Origin of the sequence: Cytobacillus gottheilii, from assembly GCF_900166665.1 — a bacterium.
Classification (GTDB): Bacteria; Bacillota; Bacilli; order Bacillales; family Cytobacillaceae; genus Cytobacillus; species Cytobacillus gottheilii_A.
This window is the reverse complement of sequence record NZ_LT800493.1, coordinates 3,451-22,290: the sequence shown is the minus strand read 5'-3', so window position 1 is coordinate 22,290 and position 18,840 is coordinate 3,451. Positions and strand designations below refer to the sequence as shown.

Sequence of the window (18,840 nt, the reverse complement as noted above, 5' to 3'; positions counted from 1 at the left end):
TTAAATCCGAATATTTTAACAGTAATATACCATTAATATACGGATCTAATCAAGCGTATGTCGTTCCCCAAGCATTCTGACTGCAAATACCTGGTCACAGAAACCGCGTAGTCCATTATAAACACGGTGCATGCGCGAGTCATGATGGGCAAGTCCAAATACTGTAGGACCGCTCCCGCTCATTAGGACCGCATCTGCTCCGAAGCGTTTCATCTGATCTTTGATCTGAGCGACCTCAGGATGCATTTTTAATGTCACAGTTTCTAGTACATTCTCAAGATGGTCACACACCATTTCATAGTCATCATTCTCAATTGCTTTAATCATCTCTGAGGTTTGCGGGTGTTTTACTCCGGCCAAATCAAGTTTACGATATACATCAGCCGTTGATACCCCTATAAATGGTTTAGCAAGAATAACCCAGCATGTCGGAGGTGCATCGAGCTGCCGGATCATTTCTCCTCTTCCTGTAGCTAAAGCAGTTCCTCCATATACACAAAAAGATACATCTGATCCTATCTCAGCGCCAAGCACAGCCAGTTCATCCAAACTTAATCCTAGATCCCACAGCTTGTTTAAACCTCTTAATGCCGCAGCTGCATCACTGCTTCCGCCTGCCAGCCCTGCTGCAACCGGAATCATTTTTTCAATTGTAATAGCAGCACCCTGCTTTACATGAAATCGTTCCTTTAGCAGCATGGCTGCCTGATAAGCTAAATTCCTATGATCGTCTGGAACAAAACGATTATGTGATATGATTCGAATTTCGTCTTTATCCAATCGTGTTATTTCAAGCCGGTCGGCTAAATCAATGGTTGTCATAATCATTTCTACTTCGTGATAGCCATCATCACGCTTATGTAGTACATCCAATGATAAATTAATCTTCGCCGGGGCCTTCACCAAAAGCTTCAAAATCTCCACCTACTTTATATAATGAATCCGCAAATGCCGTTTGCGGATATAAATCCTTATCGGTCCTGCTGCATACTCTTTTTCAAGTAAATCAGCATCTCCATTTTTTGTCCTATTTTACCACAAAACGAATATCGTAAGACCTGTGAATCCATATTATTAAAAATTATTATGCATTTTTACTCCAGCAACTAATTAATTTAGCTTACTAGAGTTCTCTATCTGCTTTATTTTTTCGGGATAAATACCCGTTTATTTTAAATTAAGCCGGAGCAGAAGCCCCGGCTGTAATCGCAGTGCTATTATGATGTGATCATGTGTGAGTGAAGTTTGGAATTGTCTAGCGTTTGTCTTGAAGATTTTGCTGGGCGATCTCTATGGCTCTTTTCACCATATTACCGGCATCAACAGCCTTGATGCCGCCCCAGCCTTCTTTTTGAACCGTATCATAAAAACCGAGTTCCTTTGCGATTTCTTCTTTCAGCCGGTACGACATGATTCCTCGTCTTCTAGCCACTGACAACCTCTCCTTTTTCACACTGCGATAGTATTAGTATGAAACACTGATCGGTTTTCATAAGAGGCTATTTTCTCCATTATACATTTTTATAAAAAGACAAAGCAAAAAGCAGCAAACCATGTTCACTGCTTCAGATGTAGCCATTATTTTATGTCAGCTTAAAGCAACATGTCCTGATGTGTCATCATAGAAGGTAATCTGAACCGTTTCTGTCAGTATATCCGCATAGCTGTATGATACACGTTCAAATGCATTTTCATCCTGGTCTAGCTCAATGACGAATACTGAGGGATATGTTTCAGCTAAAACGCCTGAACGCTCGATCGTCTTTCTCCGTCCGCCATTTGCTTTCAGCAATAGCCTTTTTCCAAGATTTGAATCAAGAGCTTTCTTAATATCCGTTAATGTTTTTGCCATTCGGTCCACCTCACTATGTAAAGTATATCACACTGACACAACAGAAGTCAAATAAAAATATAAATTATAACAGGATTTTAAAATGTATGTCAATATATTTTTTTCTTCTTTTTCTGTTGATTTTCAACATTTCTTAGCATATCCCATCGACAAAGTGAATATGTACACTTTTTTAGTTTTTTTATATTATATTTCTTTAAGGTCTTCATCAATCGACTTTGCAGGCACAAGTCATAAGGAAAGTGCATAGTTTATGTCAGAACCGTTATTGTAACGAAATGCCTAATTGGAGTGACGACATTGACTATAAATATGATGGATATCGTCGGGAGGGTATCTTACAATTGTGATATTATGTTTCGCGTCATCGATATTAAAGAGGAAGCAGGACAAAAGCTGGCCATTTTATATGGAGAAGATGTTCGATTAATTGCTGATGCACCTTATGAAGACTTAATTACAATCAGCGGTCCGGACCGAATGAGGAAAGAACAGGAATACCGTTCTCTCGAAGAACAGTCATTCCACTTATTTCGCCAGGATGTTGATCTCATAAAACAAAAACAAGAATACGCAGCTACAGATAGCTACAGCAAATCGTATAACTATTTTCAGATGCCAGGAAAAGTTCTTCATCTCGATGGCGATCCTGCTTATTTAAAAAAGTGTTTATCATTATATGAAAAAATCGGTGTTCCCGTCACTGGTATACATTCAACCGAAAAAGAAATGCCTTTAAAAATTGGAGAGCTTGTTGAGCATTATAGGCCTGATATTCTCGTTATTACAGGCCACGATGCCTATTCAAAAGCAAAAGGCAGCAAAACAGATATTAACGCCTACAGACATTCAAAGCATTTTGTTCAGACAGTAAGAGAAGCCCGCAAACGAGTTCCGCATTTAGATCAGCTTGTCATTTTCGCCGGAGCATGCCAATCTCATTTTGAATCTCTTATTCATGCTGGAGCGAACTTTGCCAGCTCTCCTTCAAGAGTCAACATACACGCCCTTGATCCAGTCTATATTGTAGCTAAAATAAGCTATACGCCCTTTATGGAGAGAATTAATGTTTGGGATGTCCTCCGCAATACGTTAACAGGCGAAAGAGGAATTGGAGGCATTGAAACAAGAGGTGTATTAAGAACGGGAATGCCCTTTAATATGGATGAACAAAAATAAACAACAACGCAAGTGGCTCAGTCTAGCCTTTGCACTTAACCCCCTTCAGCTGCATCTTTAGAAATACTCAATAAAACCATTCCGTCTAACCTGCCCTATTGGAGACAACGCCTTCTTAAAGCAGTTCCTATTATGTCAACTTCTTTTAGAAGCTATCATCAGAGATAAATAATATAGTGAAGATAAAAAAAAGCCTGCAAAAGTGAAAAAAGCAGGCTTTTTATATAGTACGACTTAAAACAATCCTTTAAAATGCGGATAAAGCGCATCACTCGCCTTGCCAAACTCCTCGATCGAAAGGGTCTCTCCTCTTCTGCCTGGATCAATTTCGACTTGTTCTAATGCAGAGAGGATTTGTTCTTTTTTTTCTTTTCCATTCGGAAGCTGACTCGTTAAATTATTGAGCAGTGTTTTTCGTCTTTGTGCAAAGCTCGCTCGTGTCACAAAAAAGAAAAACTCTTCATTGTGCACTGTAACGGCAGGTGCTTCTCTTTTAATCAGCCGAATAACAGCTGAATCCACATTAGGCTGTGGCATAAAGACCGTTTTCGGGACAATCATAACCGTCTCAGCCACCGTATAATACTGAATTGCAATGGATAGAGAGCCATAATCCTTTGTACCAGGTTTAGCCGCTATACGGTCAGCCACTTCTTTTTGCAGCATACATACAATACCTCTAATGGGCAGCTTGTCCTCAAGCAATTTCATAATAATCGGTGTTGTAACATAATACGGGAGGTTTGCAACCACCATAATATCATCTAAACCAGCAAATTCTTCTGCGATTGCCTTATGTACATCTGCTTTTAATATGTCACTATTAATGATTTTTTTATTCTCGTATGGTGACAATGTATCTTCCAGGATTGGCAGCAGCCGCTGATCAATTTCAAAGGCAAGCACTTTGGCGCTTCTTCGTGCCAGCTGTTCTGTCAGCGCGCCAATGCCGGGACCAATTTCAATTGCACCTGAAGTTTCCGTTAATTCCGCATGATCCACAATCCGCTTCAATATATTCGTATCAATTAAGAAGTTCTGACCAAGACTCTTTTTAAAAGAGAAGCCGTATTTATCAAGGATCGCCTTCGTTCTAACAGGTGTCGCTATATCTTTATTCATGATTCTCCTCCTGGCTGATTGCTTCTATTGCACGTTCCAAATCTTCCTTCTTCACAGAAAACATGGTAAGCCTTTTATGAAGCTGCTTTCCATTCGTATAGCCAATTTTCAGCAGCCTGCCCAGCTTCTCACGGCGCTCCTTTGCCCCGGGACCGCCAATCAGTCCTGCTTCAAGTAAATCATCCTGTGTAATGTCTATTTCTACGATTTGGGTCATCACATGAGCATGCTTCAGTGCCTCACGGATGACGTCTGGCGATGCATGCTCGACTCCTACTCCTCTGCCCAGCTTTTCAATTGCTGCACTTTTCTCAATAAACGCATGCTTGCAGGTTGGAACGTATTCACTGATGATTTGCCGGATCTTTTGACCAGGAAAATCAGGATCTGTAAGCACAATAACTCCTCTTGCTTCCTGTGCATGTTTAATTCTTTCCAGTGTATCTTTATTAATAGCAGAGCCATTTGTCTCAATAGTATCCGCTTCAAGGGCTCTTTTTATAGCTACAGTGTCGTCCTTGCCCTCTACGACGATAATTTCTTTAATTTTCATAAATGCTCCTCTTTAAAATGAAAAAATAAAATAATTGAAAAATAAATGAAACATTTTTGTAATGTGAATCGTCTATATAGATACAAAGATATTTTTCCAATGCAACTTATTATATATGAAAATATAACGAAACAAAAGAAAGCACTGCCACACAAGCTTATACTTCTGAAAGTATAAAAAAGCAGAGGATGTAAATCCCCTGCCATGTTCTTAATTTAATATTTTTATTTTAACAGATTTGCGTCCCCAGCGATAAGCATCGGATTTATTAGCAAAGAAGACATCAATCTTGTTTCCTTTAACAGCAGAGCCTGTATCAGCAGCGACTGCGTAGCCGTATCCTTCAACATATACCTTTGTGCCTAATGGAATGACACTAGGATCAACCGCGATAACTTTTACATTCGGGTTAGCTTTTAAGTTAATGCCCGTAGCTGTAAAACCAGAGCAGCCGTTACAGCTTGCTGTATAAGCAGTAGAGCTGACATATATCTCTTTTCCGCCAGCTGGCGCACTGCCGCGGGAAACAACCTTTGTTTCAGCAGCTACTTTCGTGCCGACAGCAACAACTTTATCCTGTTTTTCTTTAAGTGTTTTCTCACTAATTAATTTACGTGAGATTTCTTTCCCATTTTCCTTAATAATCTCGAATTGTTTTGAAACGAGACCTTCTTGACCAGGTGTAACAACCTTCTCAGAGCCTCTGTTCAAGCTGTTATCCTTTTTTGTTACAACTGCATAATTGATTGGTTCTTCCACTACATCGGTGACTTTTTCAACTCGAATGACTTTTATAACGTCATCTACTTTGACTGTCTCTTCCAAATTTGGCTCAACACGATCTAATTCCTTCAGCTCAATTCCTTGCTGTGATAAAAAGTCAGCGACCGTAGTCGAAGTTGACCAAACCTTCTTTTCTTCCCCGCCATTTGAAAGGGTTAAAGAAAATGCTTTTTCAATCTGTATAGCTGTATTACCTGTAATTTTTTCATCCTGCTTTGGTTCTACCAGGTCATGCTCGGTAATCTCAATATTTTGTTCCTGCAAAAACTCACCAACTGTTTCAGCTGCGGACCAAACTGATTTCGTCTCACTGCCATTCACAAGCTCAATCTCGTTAGCAGGATTCCATACTACTTCTAAATCATTCTCAACCTTTGTGTTAACCGAGGGAAACACGTAATCTTCTGAGCGTAATGTTATATCCATTTCATCAAATATTTCATTGATGGTATCTGCATGTGTTTTGATGATTTCTTCCCGGCCATCAAGCGTCAGCACAACGGACTTTTTTGTCATTTCAAAAATAACAAAGCCAAAGGCTGCTGCAAATACTATAAAACTAGCAGAAATAATGGCCAGCTTCTTTTTACTCAAAGACTCGGATAACAGGTTTTTCATGTTTTGTATCACGATGAAAAACGCCTCCTTTTCTCTCGGAGTGATTATATAGACAATCTTTCAGGCTGTCAACTCTTTCTCTTTTCCAGTTTGAAAGGTTTGGGCGTTCGAACTAGATTTTTAAAGGAAAAGATCGTCTTTCTTAAAAATAGGTATAGAAGACCGTTTTGGATCCTCCTCTCCAAAGTTCGAAAGCAAAAATCAGCAAAGTGACTCCTCCATTTTCACCTCCAAATCATGAATCTTAGTTACGATCAACGCCTATATCCCTAAATTTACAAACTTGCCTGATAACGTATATCCTATTATGCAAAAAAAGAAGGAGAAAGAAAAGAGAGAGTTATCGACATGGTTATCCTATGTTGACGATAAGACATGTAGAACTTTTTAGAATTAGAAAAAAATCGGACAAGCTTATCCAAAAGCCGACAGTATTTGCTATCAGTTTATGCCGAATAATTTTTTTGCATTGTCAGTTGTAGCCTTCGCAACCTCTTGAACGGGAATGTCTTTAATTTCAGCAATTTGCTGTGCGACAAGAGTGACATAGCTTGGTTCATTACGTTTTCCTCGAAACGGGTGCGGTGCTAAGAAAGGGCAATCCGTTTCAATCAATAATTTTTCTAATGGTATAACATCTGCGACTTCCTTTGGTTTCTTGGCATTTTTAAATGTTACAGGTCCGCCTAATGAAATAAGGAAGTTCATTTCCACACATTCTTGCGCTGTTTCAGCACTTCCGCTAAAGCAATGCATAATGCCTCCCACTTCCGCTGCCCCTTCTTCTTTTAAAATAGCCACAATATCCGCTGTTGCCTCACGGTTATGAATGACGATTGGCAGACCCACTTTTTTAGCAAGACGAATTTGCTTGCGAAACACTTCCTTTTGAATTTCCTTTGGCGATTTATCCCAATGATAATCGAGTCCCATCTCTCCTAAAGCAACCACTTTTGGATGTGAAGAAAGCTCTTCGATCCATTGCAGATCTTCATCTGTCATGTCAATCGCATCAACAGGATGCCAGCCGACACTTGCATATAAAAAATCATATTTCTCTACAAGCTCCATTGCCTTCGTAATAGTAGGCCGGTCAAAACCAACAACGACCATATTGGTGACACCCTCTTCAAGCGCTCGGTCAATTACCTCTTGAATGTCCTCTTCGAATTGTTCAGCATTTAAATGTACATGTGTATCAAAAAACATCAGAATACCCCTTATTGTCATATTTTTAATTTCTATAACAAATGTTTCAGTTGCATAACAGCTATTTTTACTATAGTAGTATACATTTTTTTCTCTTATTAAGTTTCTCTTTTATTTTCAATCCATCTAATAATAAGAAATATAATCAGAATGAATTTATTAATACTACTAAAGATAATATTCCAAAAAATCATTTCTGGATATATGATCCATTTTGTATTCAGCTGTATATTCAAAAATTTATTTTTTGTAACAATCAAATTTTCACAATCCATCGAGACTCTTAGCGCTCAATATATGATGAAATTCTCCTATAACTGTAAAGAAAACATAGAAGCGCCTGCAATAAAGTCCGCGGCACTTCTATGTCCCTTATAAAAACAGATTTATTTCACCCGAGCTCCTAGCGGCAATGATTCGGCAATGGTTGCAAGAGAAAGCTCTCCATCTTTGCTGCCGGCAAGGATCATTCCTTCCGACAATTCACCGCGTAATTTAACTGGCTTCAAATTTGTTACACAAACAACTTTTCGGCCAACTAAATCTTCTGGTTTGTAAAATTGAGCAATACCTGAGACAACTTGACGTTTTTCATACCCTAAATCAAGCTGGAGCTTTAGAAGCTTATCTGCCTTTTTAACAGGCTCCGCTTGAATAACCTGGGCAACCCGTAAATCAACCTTCATAAAATCATCAATGTTAATTTCTTCGCTGTCCGGCTTTTCCTCCGTTTTCTCTTGAGGCTTCTTCGCTTCAGGAGCAGGAGTGCTTCCTTGCATTTTTTCTTTAATATAACCAACTTCCTCATCCAGCTCTAAACGAGGGAAAATTGGTTCTCCCTTCTCAACCTTCGTTCCAGATGAAATTTTTCCAAACTGGTCCAAACTTTCCCAAGATGTCAGTTCTGGGCTGTTAACATTCAGCTGATTAAAGATTTTAACCGGTGTTTGTGTAAGGAATGGCTGAAGAAGGACTGCAATTCTTCTTAAGGATTCAGCAAGATGATACATTACGTTTCCTAATTCATCTTTCTTGTCTTCTTCTTTTGCCAGTGCCCATGGTTTGGTTTCATCGATGTATTTATTTGTCCTGCTGACAAGCTGCCATAGTGCTGTTAAGGCTACAGAAAACTCCATTTTTTCCATTGCTGCTTCGTACTTTTCAACTGTTTCTTCATTTATTTGAAGAAGAAGCTGATCGAACTCCCCATTCGACCCATTATAAGATGGGATGATTCCATCAAAGTATTTATTAATCATCGCAACCGTACGGTTAAGGAGATTTCCTAAATCATTGGCTAAATCGAAATTAATTCTCTCAACAAAGCCTTCAGGTGTGAATACACCATCTGCTCCAAACGGAACTTCGCGAAGCAAGTAGTAGCGAAGTGCATCTAAACCATACCGGTCGATTAGCGTTACCGGGTCTACTACATTTCCTTTTGATTTAGACATTTTTCCGTCCTTCATCAATAGCCATCCGTGTGCAAACACCTTCTTAGGCAGTGGTACATCCAAAGCCATCAGCATAATCGGCCAATAAATCGTATGGAAGCGGACAATTTCCTTTCCAACTAAATGAACATCTGCCGGCCAATAGTTTAAATATTTCCGGTCATCATCTGTTCCATAGCCTAGTGCTGTAATATAGTTTGAAAGAGCATCAATCCATACATATACAACATGCTTAGGATTTTCCGGCACTTTTACGCCCCAGTCAAATGTTGTTCTGGATACAGCCAAGTCCTCCAGACCAGGTTTAATAAAATTATTAATCATTTCGTTCTTACGTGATTCAGGCTGAATAAAGCTTGGGTTTTCCTCATAATACTTCAGCAGGCGATCAGCATATTTGCTTACTTTAAAAAAGTAAGACTCTTCCTTCACTTTATGAACATCTCTGCCGCAGTCAGGGCATTTTCCATCTTCAAGCTGACGTTCAGTGAAATAAGATTCACATGGCGTACAATACCATCCCTCGTATTCTCCCAGGTAAATGTCACCTTGCTCTAAAAGCTGTGTGAAGATTTTCTCAACAATTTGCTTATGGCGATCTTGTGTAGTTCGAATAAAATCATCATAAGAAATGTCTAGCTTTTCCCAAAGTGATTGAATACCAGCTACGATTTCATCCACATATGCTTGCGGAGTAACACCTTTCTCTTCTGCTTTCTCTTGAATTTTTTGACCATGTTCATCGGTCCCCGTTAAATACATAACATCGAAACCGCGTAAGCGCTTGTAACGAGCCATTGCATCACCTGCAACAGTAGTATAGGCGTGCCCTATATGTAGATTTCCGCTTGGATAGTAAATCGGCGTTGTTAAATAAAACGTCTTTAATTTTTCTTCCATTCCTATTACCTCCTATAAATAATAAGTTCGTTCAGCCCTGTTATACTGGGAAACAAAAACTTTGTATTTGGCTGCAGCCTGACGAGTTTGTCTTTTATATAATTCCATTTCATTTTTCAAAAAAATCCCGTCCGAAAAGACGGGATTAAGGAACTTCCATATTCTATTGATCAGTGCAAGCTTAATGAACAGCAAGAGCTTGCTCTGGTTAAGTCAAACTATGGATAACTGACCCATTTAACGCTTAAACCCGGCCAGATTATTTTGCCGATCGCAGAACAAAATATTTTTATTATTACACTCGTCAGCATTACCTCTTATATCAACAAAATATACCTAAAAATAAGAAATTGTGCAAGGAAAGATCCTATTGTAAACGTTATGATCTTACCCGATATCTCCCTCTTCATTTAATCGACTAAAAGAGCTTTGTCGACACACTACATTAAATATGTAGAATTTTGTCGAATCAAGTAAAAAATACTCTTAATTAAAACTATTCAATTGATAATAATCAAGAAAAAATATATACTTAATTCAAGATTTTTTTTATGAAATTCGCTCTATATCAGCCTTCAATCTACTAACTAAATTTTCCACATAAAAATATTATAAAGTAATTGACGAATATGGTAATGGCTGGTATCATATAAATATAGAGAATTTTGTCGAATAATGACGAAACATAGAGAGATAGACATAAATTAATTGGAGATTTGAGAGGAGAAACAATAATGAAATCTACAGGTATTGTTCGTAAAGTTGATGAGCTTGGCCGCGTGGTAATTCCGATTGAATTGCGTCGCACACTAGGAATTGCAGAGAAAGATGCTCTTGAAATTTATGTAGATGATGAAAAAATCATTCTTAAAAAATATAAACCTAACATGACTTGCCAGGTAACTGGTGAAGTTTCTGATGATAATCTTGCTTTAGCTGGCGGTAAATTAATTTTAAGCCGTGAAGGTGCAGAGCAGCTTCTACAAGAAATCCAAAACAACTTTGAAACATCTAAATAATATTAAAAAGCTTCTCAACTTATTGAGAAGCTTTTTTTGTATTATGTTCGTTCCCCATTAATCATTCTCAACATGATAAGCTTGGTAAACATCCCTTTTGGGCATCTGCCGATCTAAAGCTGTGTGCTTTATGGCCTCCTTTGCTGCCAGTTCCTTCATATTTATATAGTGTTCTACATGCTCCACTACTGTCAGCTGCTCCCACCAGGCAGAATGATTACTTTCCTCAGGCAAACCGCCTTCAACAATTACACAGAATTCACCGCGAATCTCTTCTGTTTTGGCCCAGTGTACGGCTTCTGACAAGCTTCCTCTTATAAATTCTTCATATTTTTTTGTTAGCTCACGGCATAAAACTACTTGCCGATTTCCTAACTGTTCTTCCATGATTAGCAGTGTTTCCTTCAATCTGTGTGGTGCCTCATAAAAAATTAGCGTTGACTCCATATTAGACAGTTCACTCAGCTGCTTTCGTTTTACCTTTTTCTGACGGTCTAAAAAGCCGTAAAAGTAAAAAGGCTGTGTGGTAATACCTGAAGCGATCAGTGCGGTAAGAGCAGCGTTTGCACCGGGCAATGGAACAACTGTAATATTCTCTTCCAATGCAGCTGCCACTAATTCATAACCTGGGTCGGAAATGGCAGGCATTCCCGCATCACTGACAAGAGCAATCTTCATGCCTTCCTTGAGTTTTTCCACAATTTTGTGCCCGCTCGCTTCTTTATTATGTTCATGATAGCTAATCAGCGGCGTCGTCATTTCAAAATGGCTGCAAAGCTTTTTGGTATTCCTTGTATCCTCTGCTGCAATAAAATTAGCTTCTTTCATGATTCGGACTGCTCTATACGTCATATCCTCTAAATTGCCGATTGGTGTTGGAACTAAATAAAGGATGCCTTTCTGTTCTTCATTATGAAAGCTTTTTTGCTGTTGCATCATCTCACCCGTCTTCTATTATGTATAAGCGCCTTCACCGTTCACAAAATAGGCGCAGTTTGCTTTATAAAATGAAGCTTTTTTTGCCGTGAAAGCTGCTTAAATTGATATTCTGCCCTCAAAGCATCTCCCTGATTATTAAATGTCTGTGAAAAGACAAGCTCTACAGGGCCTCTTCCTCTTGTGTACTTGGCCCCTTTTCCTTCATTATGCTGTTTTACTCTTCTTGCTAAGTCGTTTGTATATCCAGCATATAGACTTCCATCCCGGCAATGCAGAACATAGAAGTAATGGCTAGTTGTCTCCATATAATAGTTCACGCACCTCTGCCGTGTATTCATTATTTTGATCATAAACGATTAAAGGAGGCAGGATTTTGAGATCTGGTTTGCCATGCTTGATTGCTTCAATTAATAAGGTATTGGCTTCCTTGCCTAATTTCGGGTATACAAAACGGATTCGCTTTGGTTCAAGCTGATAGGCTCTCATATGCGTTATGATATCCATCAGTCTGCCAGGTCTGTGTACAAAGGCAACTTTACCGCCTTGCCGTACTAACTGGCTGGACACTTTAATTGTATCTTCCAGTGTACAATGGATTTCATGCCGGGCAATAGCAAGATGTTCATTTTCGTTTATCTCTTCACTAGAAGGAGTCGGGAAATATGGCGGATTGCATGTCACCACATCATATTTCCCATACCCAAGCTCAGATGGCATGTCTTTTAAATCTCCATGAATCATATGCAGGCGATGCTCCAATTCGTTATATTTTATACTTCTTACCGCCATATCATATAGTCGCTCTTGAATTTCAACTCCAGTAATCGTCCCCTTTGTTCTCGCACTTAAAAAAAGGGGCACAACCCCATTCCCGCTGCATAAATCAATAAGATTGCCTTTTTGGATCGGTACATAAACAAAACGGGACAGCAATACTGCATCTAGGGAAAAAGAAAATACAGATGGACTCTGAATGATCCTTAGATTCTCTGCAAGCAGATAATCAAGGCGCTCATCACCTTTTAAAAATTCCATTTTAAATCCTCCAGGTTTTAACTAGGCTATTTTTGTAAACTTTGATGTTTAAGAGCCTAACTATATGTAAAGGCCAGTTGTAAAAAAAACCTTCCTAATAACAGGAAGGTAATCACACTACTTTTTATTAAGAAAAGACAGGCAAAATAGACAATCTCCTTCTTTTCTCGGACTGCCAAAATGAAGATTACAGATGTGAAAGCCTTCTTGATAAAGTCTTGCAAGATTATCATAGCCTTCACCGACATCCAATAGCTTATCCAGTTTCTCTGCCTCTGTCTCAGGTTCGTTCTTTTCTTCTTTCCTCTGAGATGTATCTTTCGTGGCAGCAGTGCTGTTCATATGGCGGCGTAAATGCTCGTTTTCTAATTTTAGTGCATTGTTTTCTTCTAATATTTCTGCCAAATGCTGTTTTAGCTCTCCAAGCTGCTGATACAACTGGCCAATTTGCGTTTCCATATTAATGACTGAATCAAATATCTCTTTTTTATCCAAGCATTCCACCTCATTAATCTGTGGATTGAGCCGATACAGCACCTTGTTGTTTCGTAATTTCTTCGAGTGTAAATTCAAGGACGCGTTCCTGCTCCTTAACATCTACTTGCAGAATTCGTTCAAGAATGTTTAAACCTACTACTTTTCCATGACCTTCAGGTGTTTCAATCCATTCACCAATATCCGGCAGCTGTTCTTTTGCTGCTTCATATTCATCATTTTCATATTTTAAACAGCACATTAAACGGCCGCAAAGTCCAGATATTTTCGTAGGATTTAGAGACAGATTTTGATCTTTCGCCATTTTAATGGATACAGGATCAAAGTCGCCTAAAAATGTGGAACAGCAAAGCATTCTTCCACATGGACCAATACCACCCAGCATTTTTGCCTCATCACGTACACCAATTTGTCTTAATTCAATTCTTGTTCTAAAAATAGCCGCAAGATCCTTTACAAGCTCACGGAAATCGACTCTTCCGTCTGCTGTAAAATAAAAAATCACTTTATTGCGGTCAAATGTATATTCTACATCCACTAGCTTCATATCTAGTTGATGGGTGCTTACTTTTTCACAGCAAACCTCATATGCTTCGGCAGCTGCCTGTTTATTCTCTTCAACAATCATTTGATCCTTTTGATCAGCTATACGGAGGACCTTCTTTAAGGGCAGTACAACATCATGCTCATCGACCTTTTTAGGAGCAATAACCACCTTGCCATATTCGACACCTCTTACCGTCTCGACAATGACATAGTCATCCTTTTGTATAGGAAGCTCTCCGGGATCGAAATAATAGATTTTGCCCGCTTTTTTAAAGCGAACTCCTGTTACATCATACAAATGTAGATCCCTCCTGCATTTTTAACACTAGCTGTTCCATAAGGAGCTGTGTGTTCATATTTGCGTGCAATTTTCTCTTTGCTTCTAACACGGCACTCATCTGCTCAGTCAGCCTTTTGCTTGATGATTGCAGCGCAAACATTTCTATACGCTGTTTTTCACTTAGAAAAACGACCTGCTTCCACTTGCCAAGCTGAATATATAATAAATCTCTTAATAAAAGAAGTAGTAAGTCTAAACCTCTATCACACTGTTCTTTTTCTTTAAAGTGTAAAAACCAGCTCTCCTGAAGAGCGACCATGGCTTCAAGAGGGTTTTTTCTTAGTGCTTCATATAATTTTAACACTATTTTTCTTGCTTGTACAAACCAATCATCTCCACTTAATGCCAAAGCTTCTTCCAAATTATTTGTCATTTGCGCAAGCAAAGGCGCTAACAGTGGATCAACCCCATGTTCTACAAGCTGATCCACAACTTTTAAAGGAGATAATGGTTTGAAGGTCACAATTTGACATCGTGATAAAATGGTAGGCAGCATCTGCTGCATTTGTTCTGTTAACAGGATGGCGGTTGTTTCCGCATGCGGTTCCTCTAGAAACTTCAGTAAGCTATTTGCAGCATTTACAGTCATTTTGTCGGCACCCGCTATTAGATAAACCTTCTTTTTTGATTCTACACCTGTTTTCGAAAATTCCTCTTGCAGTTCCTGAATCTGATGTTTCTTAATGGATAGGCCATCCGGCTCAATCATATGAACATCAGGGTGGTTGCCAGCCGAGATTCTCTTGCAATTTAAACATTGCTCGCAAGGAATATATGCATCTTGTGGCTGCAGACAAAATATGCTCTTAGCCAGCAGCAGTCCGGCTTCCCTTTTTCCTGTCCCTTTCATTCCTTCAAATAAATAAGCGTGGGCCAGCCGATTCTTATTTAGGCTATTCTTGAACATTTTTAAGACAACAGGCTGTATTTCTTGTAATTGATCCCACGATTGTGCCAAAAAAATCACTCTCTTACATATATAAATTAATGAGCAGTCCTTTAATCTCTCCAATCTTCCCGAGAAGATCAATTGACTTTCCTTCTTTGTTCAGCGCTTCTTCAGTAAGCTGGGCAAGCTCTTTATCGATGGTTTCTACAATTTTTAGTGTTCTTCCTTGCCCCATCTCATTCCAGCTATGCGATTGCTTCAAATCCATCCCATAGTCAACTGCTTCTTTAACAAAATTTTTGACTAACGTCTTAAATTTAGCCATATCTTTGAAATTTCTCGATCTTCCCAGCCTCTCACCTGCCAGATCAATATCCTTCATTAAGGCTTGAAGCTGAGAAAATTGCATTTTTTGCCCTTGCTTCTGAACAAGTTCATTAAATGTAGAAGAAGATGTAACTGGCTGGCTATGATCTCGTCTTGATTTATCTAAATTCAAGCGCATTTCTTGATTGATTTTCATTATTTACCCCCGATTCACCTATTTTAGAAATGGTGAAACTGTTCTACTGGCAGTACAAACACGGTAGCTCCGCCTACCTCTACCTCGACCGGATAAGGGATGTAGGAATCAGCATGCCCTCCCATTGGAGATACTGGGGCAACTAATTGTTCCCTTGATTGGCAATTATCTTTTATGATCTGTAATGCACGGTCTACTCGAATATCTTCTGTCCCAATCATAAACGTTGTATTTCCAGATTTTAAGAAACCTCCGGTGCTTGCGAGTTTCGTGGCTCTAAAATTATTATCCACCAATGCATTCATTAGTTTATTACTGTCCTGATCTTGAATTACAGCTAATATGAGCTTCACCTTGCACTCCCCCTTCATTTCTTATCACTTTATCTTATTATAGCAATTATTTGTTCATGTAAAAGAGCTGGTAAAAAAAAGAATGTATTACTGAGCAGATATTTTTTTAATAACTGCTTTTTTGGCTTCTTTATATACCTCTTCAAGAGCCTTGCCTGCATCAATCACCTGAATTCTTTCTGGATACGCTTGTACAAGCTTTTGATAGCCTTCCCTAACCTGATGATGAAATTGAAGAGTTTCTAAATCCAGTCGATTTACTTCTCTTTCTTTATGACGATTTATTCGCTCAAGACCTGTCTCTGAATCCACATCAAAATATAATGTTAAAGATGGCATCATGTTTTCAATCGCAAACTGATTTATTGTTAGCACATTTTCCATGCCAAGACCTCTTGCGTACCCTTGGTAAGCAAGAGAGCTATCAATAAAACGGTCACATAGAATGATATATCCTTTTTCCATCGCAGGTATGACTTTTTCAACTAAATGCTGCCTTCTTGCTGCCGCATACAAAAGGGCTTCCGTCCGTGCATCCATGCTTGTATTATTCGTATCTAATATAACGCTTCTGATCTGCTCTGCAATTTCGATCCCACCAGGCTCGCGTGTATACATGATTTGATATCCGTCTGCTTTCAAGCTCTCAGCCAGCATGGTAATGACTGTTGTCTTTCCTGCACCCTCTGGTCCTTCAGCTGTTATAAAAATTCCCTTTTCCATTTAGTAACCCCCAGATGTTTCTTATTTATATATACTAATAAATCCTTTTATTACATTCTCTCCTTGCTGAAATCTTGCGCCTTTCTTCAACAGCAATCTTAAGAGGCTGATATCATCCTCAGTAATCTTCTCACCAGGGTACAATAAAGGGATTCCTGGCGGATATGGGATAACCATTTCAGCACTTATTTGACCAACAGCCATTGATAAAGGAACTTCGGCTGAATGCATCCTTTTCATTTGTTGTTCGTTCAATGTTAATTCTGAAACTGCAGCTTTATGAACTTTAGGTTTTTCTGCCTTTACATGTATCATTTCAAATGAAGAGACAGCCTCTTTTACTAACTGAACTGTTTTTTCCATAGGAAATTCTGTTCTCTGTTTCAGCAGGGGAAAAACAAATAATACATTATAGGGGTCAGCTAATTCTGTAAATACTCCCTTTTTTTCAAGCTGCTCTTGTAGCTCAAAACCGCTTAAAGCTGTTTCCGATTGAATGGTTATTTTTAATGGATCTCCCTTGCCATCTTGGAATTGCAGCAGTCTGATCCCTTTTATAGTCATAAGCTCCGATCTGAAGGATGCAATCTTCTCTAACGTATATTGTTCATCCTCTTTTGTAAAAGAAGCTATATAATGCCTCGCTAAGTCGAGAGAAGCCATAAGTGGATAGGAAGGACTGCTCGACTGTAAAATACTTAAGTATTTTCGGATAGATCCTTTATCAATCCTGTCACTATTAATGTGTAAATAAGCACCCATTGTCATAGCTGGAAGCGTTTTATGAGCAGACTGAACGACAGCATCTGCCTTCAGCTTTACTGCTGATGGCGGAAAGTGATTGCCAGCAGCAAAATGGGCCCCATGTGCTTCATCAATTAGAACAGGAATATTCCTTTGATGTGCTACCTCTATTATGGACTCTAAATCATTGATCATCCCATAATAATTAGGATAGGTAAGGATGATGGCTTTTGCATGTGGATAAAGAGAAAGTGCCTCCTCGACGACCGAGGAGGATATGCCTCCTGCTACTCCCCAATCTTCATGAAAATCGGGCTGTAAAAATACTGGTCGTGCATTGGCCAAGGAAATTCCATTCAAAACTGACTTATGGCAATTTCTTTGCACAAGCACTTCATCATCCTCTTTAAGTACAGCCAAGATCATTGCCAAATTACCGACAGTGGAACCATTAACTAAGAAGTAACTCTGCTTCGTCCTGTAAAAATCAGTGAGCAGCTGCTCCGCCTCTTTAATCATTCCTTCTGGAGAATGCAGATCATCAAGTCCATTCAACTCAGTAACATCAAGCTTTAAAATATGTGAAAAGTGATTATTCCAACTCATCTCTTGTACAAGGATTCCATTCTTATGTCCAGGCACATGATATGAAATCGGCTTCTTCTTTATATGATTTAATAACGTTTCATATATGGGGCATCTATTCTGATCCATTCAAACACTCCGGAATTTAATATCTAATTGATCTATTCTCTATTCTAACAAAACACTCATTAAAAGAGGAGAAATACAAAGGTTAATTATAATAATTGAGTTAGACATACAACGAATAATGGGTTCCAACATACAATGTAATTGTATACATTTTTAGCTTGTGAATTTTCTAAAAATTGTATTCAAATAAACGGATTTGGGCAGAATTAGTGTATGGAGGTGGAGTAATTGGATACACTATTAGCTAGCAAAGATCATAAGATATGCGTGATTTGTGATCAAGCAAAAGTAAGGGGAATACATTTATACACTTCATTTATTTGTACGGAATGTGAAAGAGAGTTAATTTCGACTGATACAAGTCATCCAAAATATAATCATTACTTATCTAAATTAAAAAAAGTAACGACTCCTCAAATATTGTCTTAGGGGCTATATAATCGCTATTCAAATTTATTATCAAGTCAGTTCTGCAGTTTCTTTTAATACACCAAAAAAGCACATCTATACAGATGTGCTTTTCCATGTTGCCCGGCAGCGTCCTACTCTCACAAGGGGACAGCCCCTAACTACCATTGACGCTGAGAAGCTTAACTTCCGTGTTCGGGATGGACGGGTGTGACCTTCTCGCTATCATTGTTCGGAAATCGATAACCTTCACATCTCTTCGTCATCTCACTCGTCAAGGTCCTCACGTACCAACTACGTACGCTCCGGCCTTTCCTCACTCGATTCCTCGACCTGTTCGCTTCTCGCTTCCCTCACGGTTTGGTAAAAAGATAAGTTGAGCAAGCTTACATATTTAAAAATCATTTCAGTTGAAAAATTATTCATTTAAAATGTTAATAGT

Annotated in this window: 21 protein-coding genes and 1 rRNA gene; 3 read left to right on the top strand and 19 right to left on the bottom strand. The window is 38.8% G+C overall.

Features of this window, described 5'->3' with window-relative positions; genetic code table 11:
* Positions 1–45: 45 nt before the first annotated feature.
* From ispE to veg, 3 genes are all read right to left on the bottom strand, one after another.
* The gene (gene ispE / locus B7E07_RS25400) at positions 46–915 is read right to left on the bottom strand and encodes a 4-(cytidine 5'-diphospho)-2-C-methyl-D-erythritol kinase (protein ID WP_080843549.1); all 870 of its coding nucleotides are present in this window, start codon (positions 913–915) and stop codon (positions 46–48) included.
* Between the two features lie 340 nt (positions 916–1,255).
* Complete coding sequence (locus tag B7E07_RS25395; RefSeq protein WP_080843548.1) at positions 1,256–1,432, bottom strand: small, acid-soluble spore protein, alpha/beta type; 177 nt, start codon at positions 1,430–1,432, stop codon at positions 1,256–1,258.
* A 156-nt stretch (positions 1,433–1,588) separates the two neighbouring features.
* Positions 1,589–1,852 carry a biofilm formation stimulator Veg gene (veg, locus tag B7E07_RS25390; RefSeq protein ID WP_080843547.1) on the bottom strand — a complete coding sequence of 88 codons (264 nt, stop codon included), beginning with the start codon at positions 1,850–1,852 and terminating at the stop codon, positions 1,589–1,591.
* A 300-nt stretch (positions 1,853–2,152) separates the two neighbouring features.
* On the opposite strand from veg, the gene yabG reads away from it, so the two are divergent.
* The gene (gene yabG / locus B7E07_RS25385; protein WP_080843546.1) at positions 2,153–3,031 is read left to right on the top strand and encodes a sporulation peptidase YabG; all 879 of its coding nucleotides are present in this window, start codon (positions 2,153–2,155) and stop codon (positions 3,029–3,031) included.
* Positions 3,032–3,265: 234 nt separating this feature from the next.
* Here yabG and rsmA read toward each other — a convergent pair whose 3' ends face one another.
* The 5 genes from rsmA to metG all read right to left on the bottom strand — a co-directional run bounded on the left by rsmA (position 3,266) and on the right by metG (position 9,670).
* Complete coding sequence (gene rsmA, locus B7E07_RS25380; RefSeq protein WP_080843545.1) at positions 3,266–4,153, bottom strand: 16S rRNA (adenine(1518)-N(6)/adenine(1519)-N(6))-dimethyltransferase RsmA; 888 nt, start codon at positions 4,151–4,153, stop codon at positions 3,266–3,268.
* Positions 4,146–4,706: a ribonuclease M5 gene (rnmV, locus tag B7E07_RS25375; RefSeq protein WP_080843544.1), complete on the bottom strand. Its 561-nt coding sequence runs from the start codon at positions 4,704–4,706 to the stop codon at positions 4,146–4,148. The genes rsmA and rnmV overlap by 8 nt, the downstream gene beginning before the upstream one ends.
* Before the next feature lie 210 nt (positions 4,707–4,916).
* A complete protein-coding gene (locus B7E07_RS25370) occupies positions 4,917–6,107 on the bottom strand; it encodes a G5 and 3D domain-containing protein (protein WP_080843589.1) in 1,191 nt (396 codons plus the stop codon).
* Positions 6,108–6,548: 441 nt separating this feature from the next.
* Entirely contained in the window at positions 6,549–7,316 is a 768-nt protein-coding gene (locus B7E07_RS25365) for a TatD family hydrolase (RefSeq protein WP_080843543.1), read from the bottom strand.
* A 386-nt stretch (positions 7,317–7,702) separates the two neighbouring features.
* Positions 7,703–9,670 carry a methionine--tRNA ligase gene (gene metG, locus B7E07_RS25360; RefSeq protein WP_080843542.1) on the bottom strand — a complete coding sequence of 656 codons (1,968 nt, stop codon included), beginning with the start codon at positions 9,668–9,670 and terminating at the stop codon, positions 7,703–7,705.
* A gap of 734 nt (positions 9,671–10,404) precedes the next feature.
* Here metG and B7E07_RS25355 point away from each other — a divergent pair.
* A complete protein-coding gene (locus B7E07_RS25355; RefSeq protein WP_080843541.1) occupies positions 10,405–10,689 on the top strand; it encodes an AbrB/MazE/SpoVT family DNA-binding domain-containing protein in 285 nt (94 codons plus the stop codon).
* A 57-nt stretch (positions 10,690–10,746) separates the two neighbouring features.
* Here the strand turns inward: B7E07_RS25355 and rsmI are convergent, their stop codons facing one another.
* The 10 genes from rsmI to B7E07_RS25305 all read right to left on the bottom strand — a co-directional run bounded on the left by rsmI (position 10,747) and on the right by B7E07_RS25305 (position 17,990).
* Positions 10,747–11,625, bottom strand: a complete 879-nt coding sequence (gene rsmI, locus B7E07_RS25350) for a 16S rRNA (cytidine(1402)-2'-O)-methyltransferase (RefSeq protein ID WP_080843588.1) — start codon at positions 11,623–11,625, stop codon at positions 10,747–10,749.
* Between the two features lie 41 nt (positions 11,626–11,666).
* Positions 11,667–11,933 carry a GIY-YIG nuclease family protein gene (locus B7E07_RS25345; RefSeq protein ID WP_080843540.1) on the bottom strand — a complete coding sequence of 89 codons (267 nt, stop codon included), beginning with the start codon at positions 11,931–11,933 and terminating at the stop codon, positions 11,667–11,669.
* Positions 11,920–12,663, bottom strand: coding sequence for a tRNA1(Val) (adenine(37)-N6)-methyltransferase (locus B7E07_RS25340; protein ID WP_080843539.1), 744 nt, complete (start codon positions 12,661–12,663; stop codon positions 11,920–11,922). Before B7E07_RS25340 ends, B7E07_RS25345 begins: the two co-directional genes overlap by 14 nt.
* 117 nt (positions 12,664–12,780) lie before the next feature.
* The gene (gene yabA, locus B7E07_RS25335) at positions 12,781–13,158 is read right to left on the bottom strand and encodes a DNA replication initiation control protein YabA (protein WP_080843538.1); all 378 of its coding nucleotides are present in this window, start codon (positions 13,156–13,158) and stop codon (positions 12,781–12,783) included.
* Positions 13,159–13,171: 13 nt separating this feature from the next.
* Positions 13,172–14,002 (bottom strand): PSP1 domain-containing protein, encoded by an 831-nt coding sequence (locus tag B7E07_RS25330; RefSeq protein ID WP_066441806.1) that lies wholly within the window; start codon positions 14,000–14,002, stop codon positions 13,172–13,174.
* A complete protein-coding gene (gene holB, locus B7E07_RS25325; RefSeq protein WP_080843537.1) occupies positions 13,995–15,002 on the bottom strand; it encodes a DNA polymerase III subunit delta' in 1,008 nt (335 codons plus the stop codon). Before holB ends, B7E07_RS25330 begins: the two co-directional genes overlap by 8 nt.
* Before the next feature lie 13 nt (positions 15,003–15,015).
* Entirely contained in the window at positions 15,016–15,456 is a 441-nt protein-coding gene (locus B7E07_RS25320; protein WP_080843536.1) for a YaaR family protein, read from the bottom strand.
* 23 nt (positions 15,457–15,479) lie between these two features.
* Positions 15,480–15,809 carry a cyclic-di-AMP receptor gene (locus B7E07_RS25315; protein WP_066441809.1) on the bottom strand — a complete coding sequence of 110 codons (330 nt, stop codon included), beginning with the start codon at positions 15,807–15,809 and terminating at the stop codon, positions 15,480–15,482.
* Positions 15,810–15,896: 87 nt separating this feature from the next.
* Positions 15,897–16,532: a dTMP kinase gene (gene tmk / locus B7E07_RS25310; RefSeq protein WP_080843535.1), complete on the bottom strand. Its 636-nt coding sequence runs from the start codon at positions 16,530–16,532 to the stop codon at positions 15,897–15,899.
* Positions 16,533–16,553: 21 nt separating this feature from the next.
* Entirely contained in the window at positions 16,554–17,990 is a 1,437-nt protein-coding gene (locus tag B7E07_RS25305) for an aminotransferase class I/II-fold pyridoxal phosphate-dependent enzyme (protein WP_080843534.1), read from the bottom strand.
* Positions 17,991–18,257: 267 nt separating this feature from the next.
* Here B7E07_RS25305 and B7E07_RS25300 point away from each other — a divergent pair, with 267 nt between their 5' ends.
* The gene (locus tag B7E07_RS25300; protein ID WP_306807535.1) at positions 18,258–18,419 is read left to right on the top strand and encodes a sigma factor G inhibitor Gin; all 162 of its coding nucleotides are present in this window, start codon (positions 18,258–18,260) and stop codon (positions 18,417–18,419) included.
* Between the two features lie 100 nt (positions 18,420–18,519).
* Here the strand turns inward: B7E07_RS25300 and rrf are convergent.
* Positions 18,520–18,634 (bottom strand): 5S ribosomal RNA (gene rrf, locus B7E07_RS25295).
* Between the last annotated feature and the right edge of the window lie 206 nt (positions 18,635–18,840).

Bases quoted from the DNA above. Each gene is read 5' to 3' on its own strand.
- veg (WP_080843547.1), bottom strand. From the start codon at position 1,852: ATGGCAAAAACATTAACGGATATTAAGAAAGCTCTTGATTCAAATCTT.
- rsmA (WP_080843545.1), bottom strand. From the start codon at position 4,153: ATGAATAAAGATATAGCGACACCTGTTAGAACGAAGGCGATCCTTGAT.
- rnmV (WP_080843544.1), bottom strand. From the start codon at position 4,706: ATGAAAATTAAAGAAATTATCGTCGTAGAGGGCAAGGACGACACTGTA.
- B7E07_RS25370 (WP_080843589.1), bottom strand. From the start codon at position 6,107: ATGAAAAACCTGTTATCCGAGTCTTTGAGTAAAAAGAAGCTGGCCATT.
- B7E07_RS25365 (WP_080843543.1), bottom strand. From the start codon at position 7,316: ATGTTTTTTGATACACATGTACATTTAAATGCTGAACAATTCGAAGAG.
- metG (WP_080843542.1), bottom strand. From the start codon at position 9,670: ATGGAAGAAAAATTAAAGACGTTTTATTTAACAACGCCGATTTACTAT.
- B7E07_RS25355 (WP_080843541.1), top strand. From the start codon at position 10,405: ATGAAATCTACAGGTATTGTTCGTAAAGTTGATGAGCTTGGCCGCGTG.
- rsmI (WP_080843588.1), bottom strand. From the start codon at position 11,625: ATGCAACAGCAAAAAAGCTTTCATAATGAAGAACAGAAAGGCATCCTT.
- B7E07_RS25345 (WP_080843540.1), bottom strand. From the start codon at position 11,933: ATGGAGACAACTAGCCATTACTTCTATGTTCTGCATTGCCGGGATGGA.
- B7E07_RS25340 (WP_080843539.1), bottom strand. From the start codon at position 12,663: ATGGAATTTTTAAAAGGTGATGAGCGCCTTGATTATCTGCTTGCAGAG.
- B7E07_RS25320 (WP_080843536.1), bottom strand. From the start codon at position 15,456: ATGAAAATCAATCAAGAAATGCGCTTGAATTTAGATAAATCAAGACGA.
- tmk (WP_080843535.1), bottom strand. From the start codon at position 16,532: ATGGAAAAGGGAATTTTTATAACAGCTGAAGGACCAGAGGGTGCAGGA.
- B7E07_RS25305 (WP_080843534.1), bottom strand. From the start codon at position 17,990: ATGGATCAGAATAGATGCCCCATATATGAAACGTTATTAAATCATATA.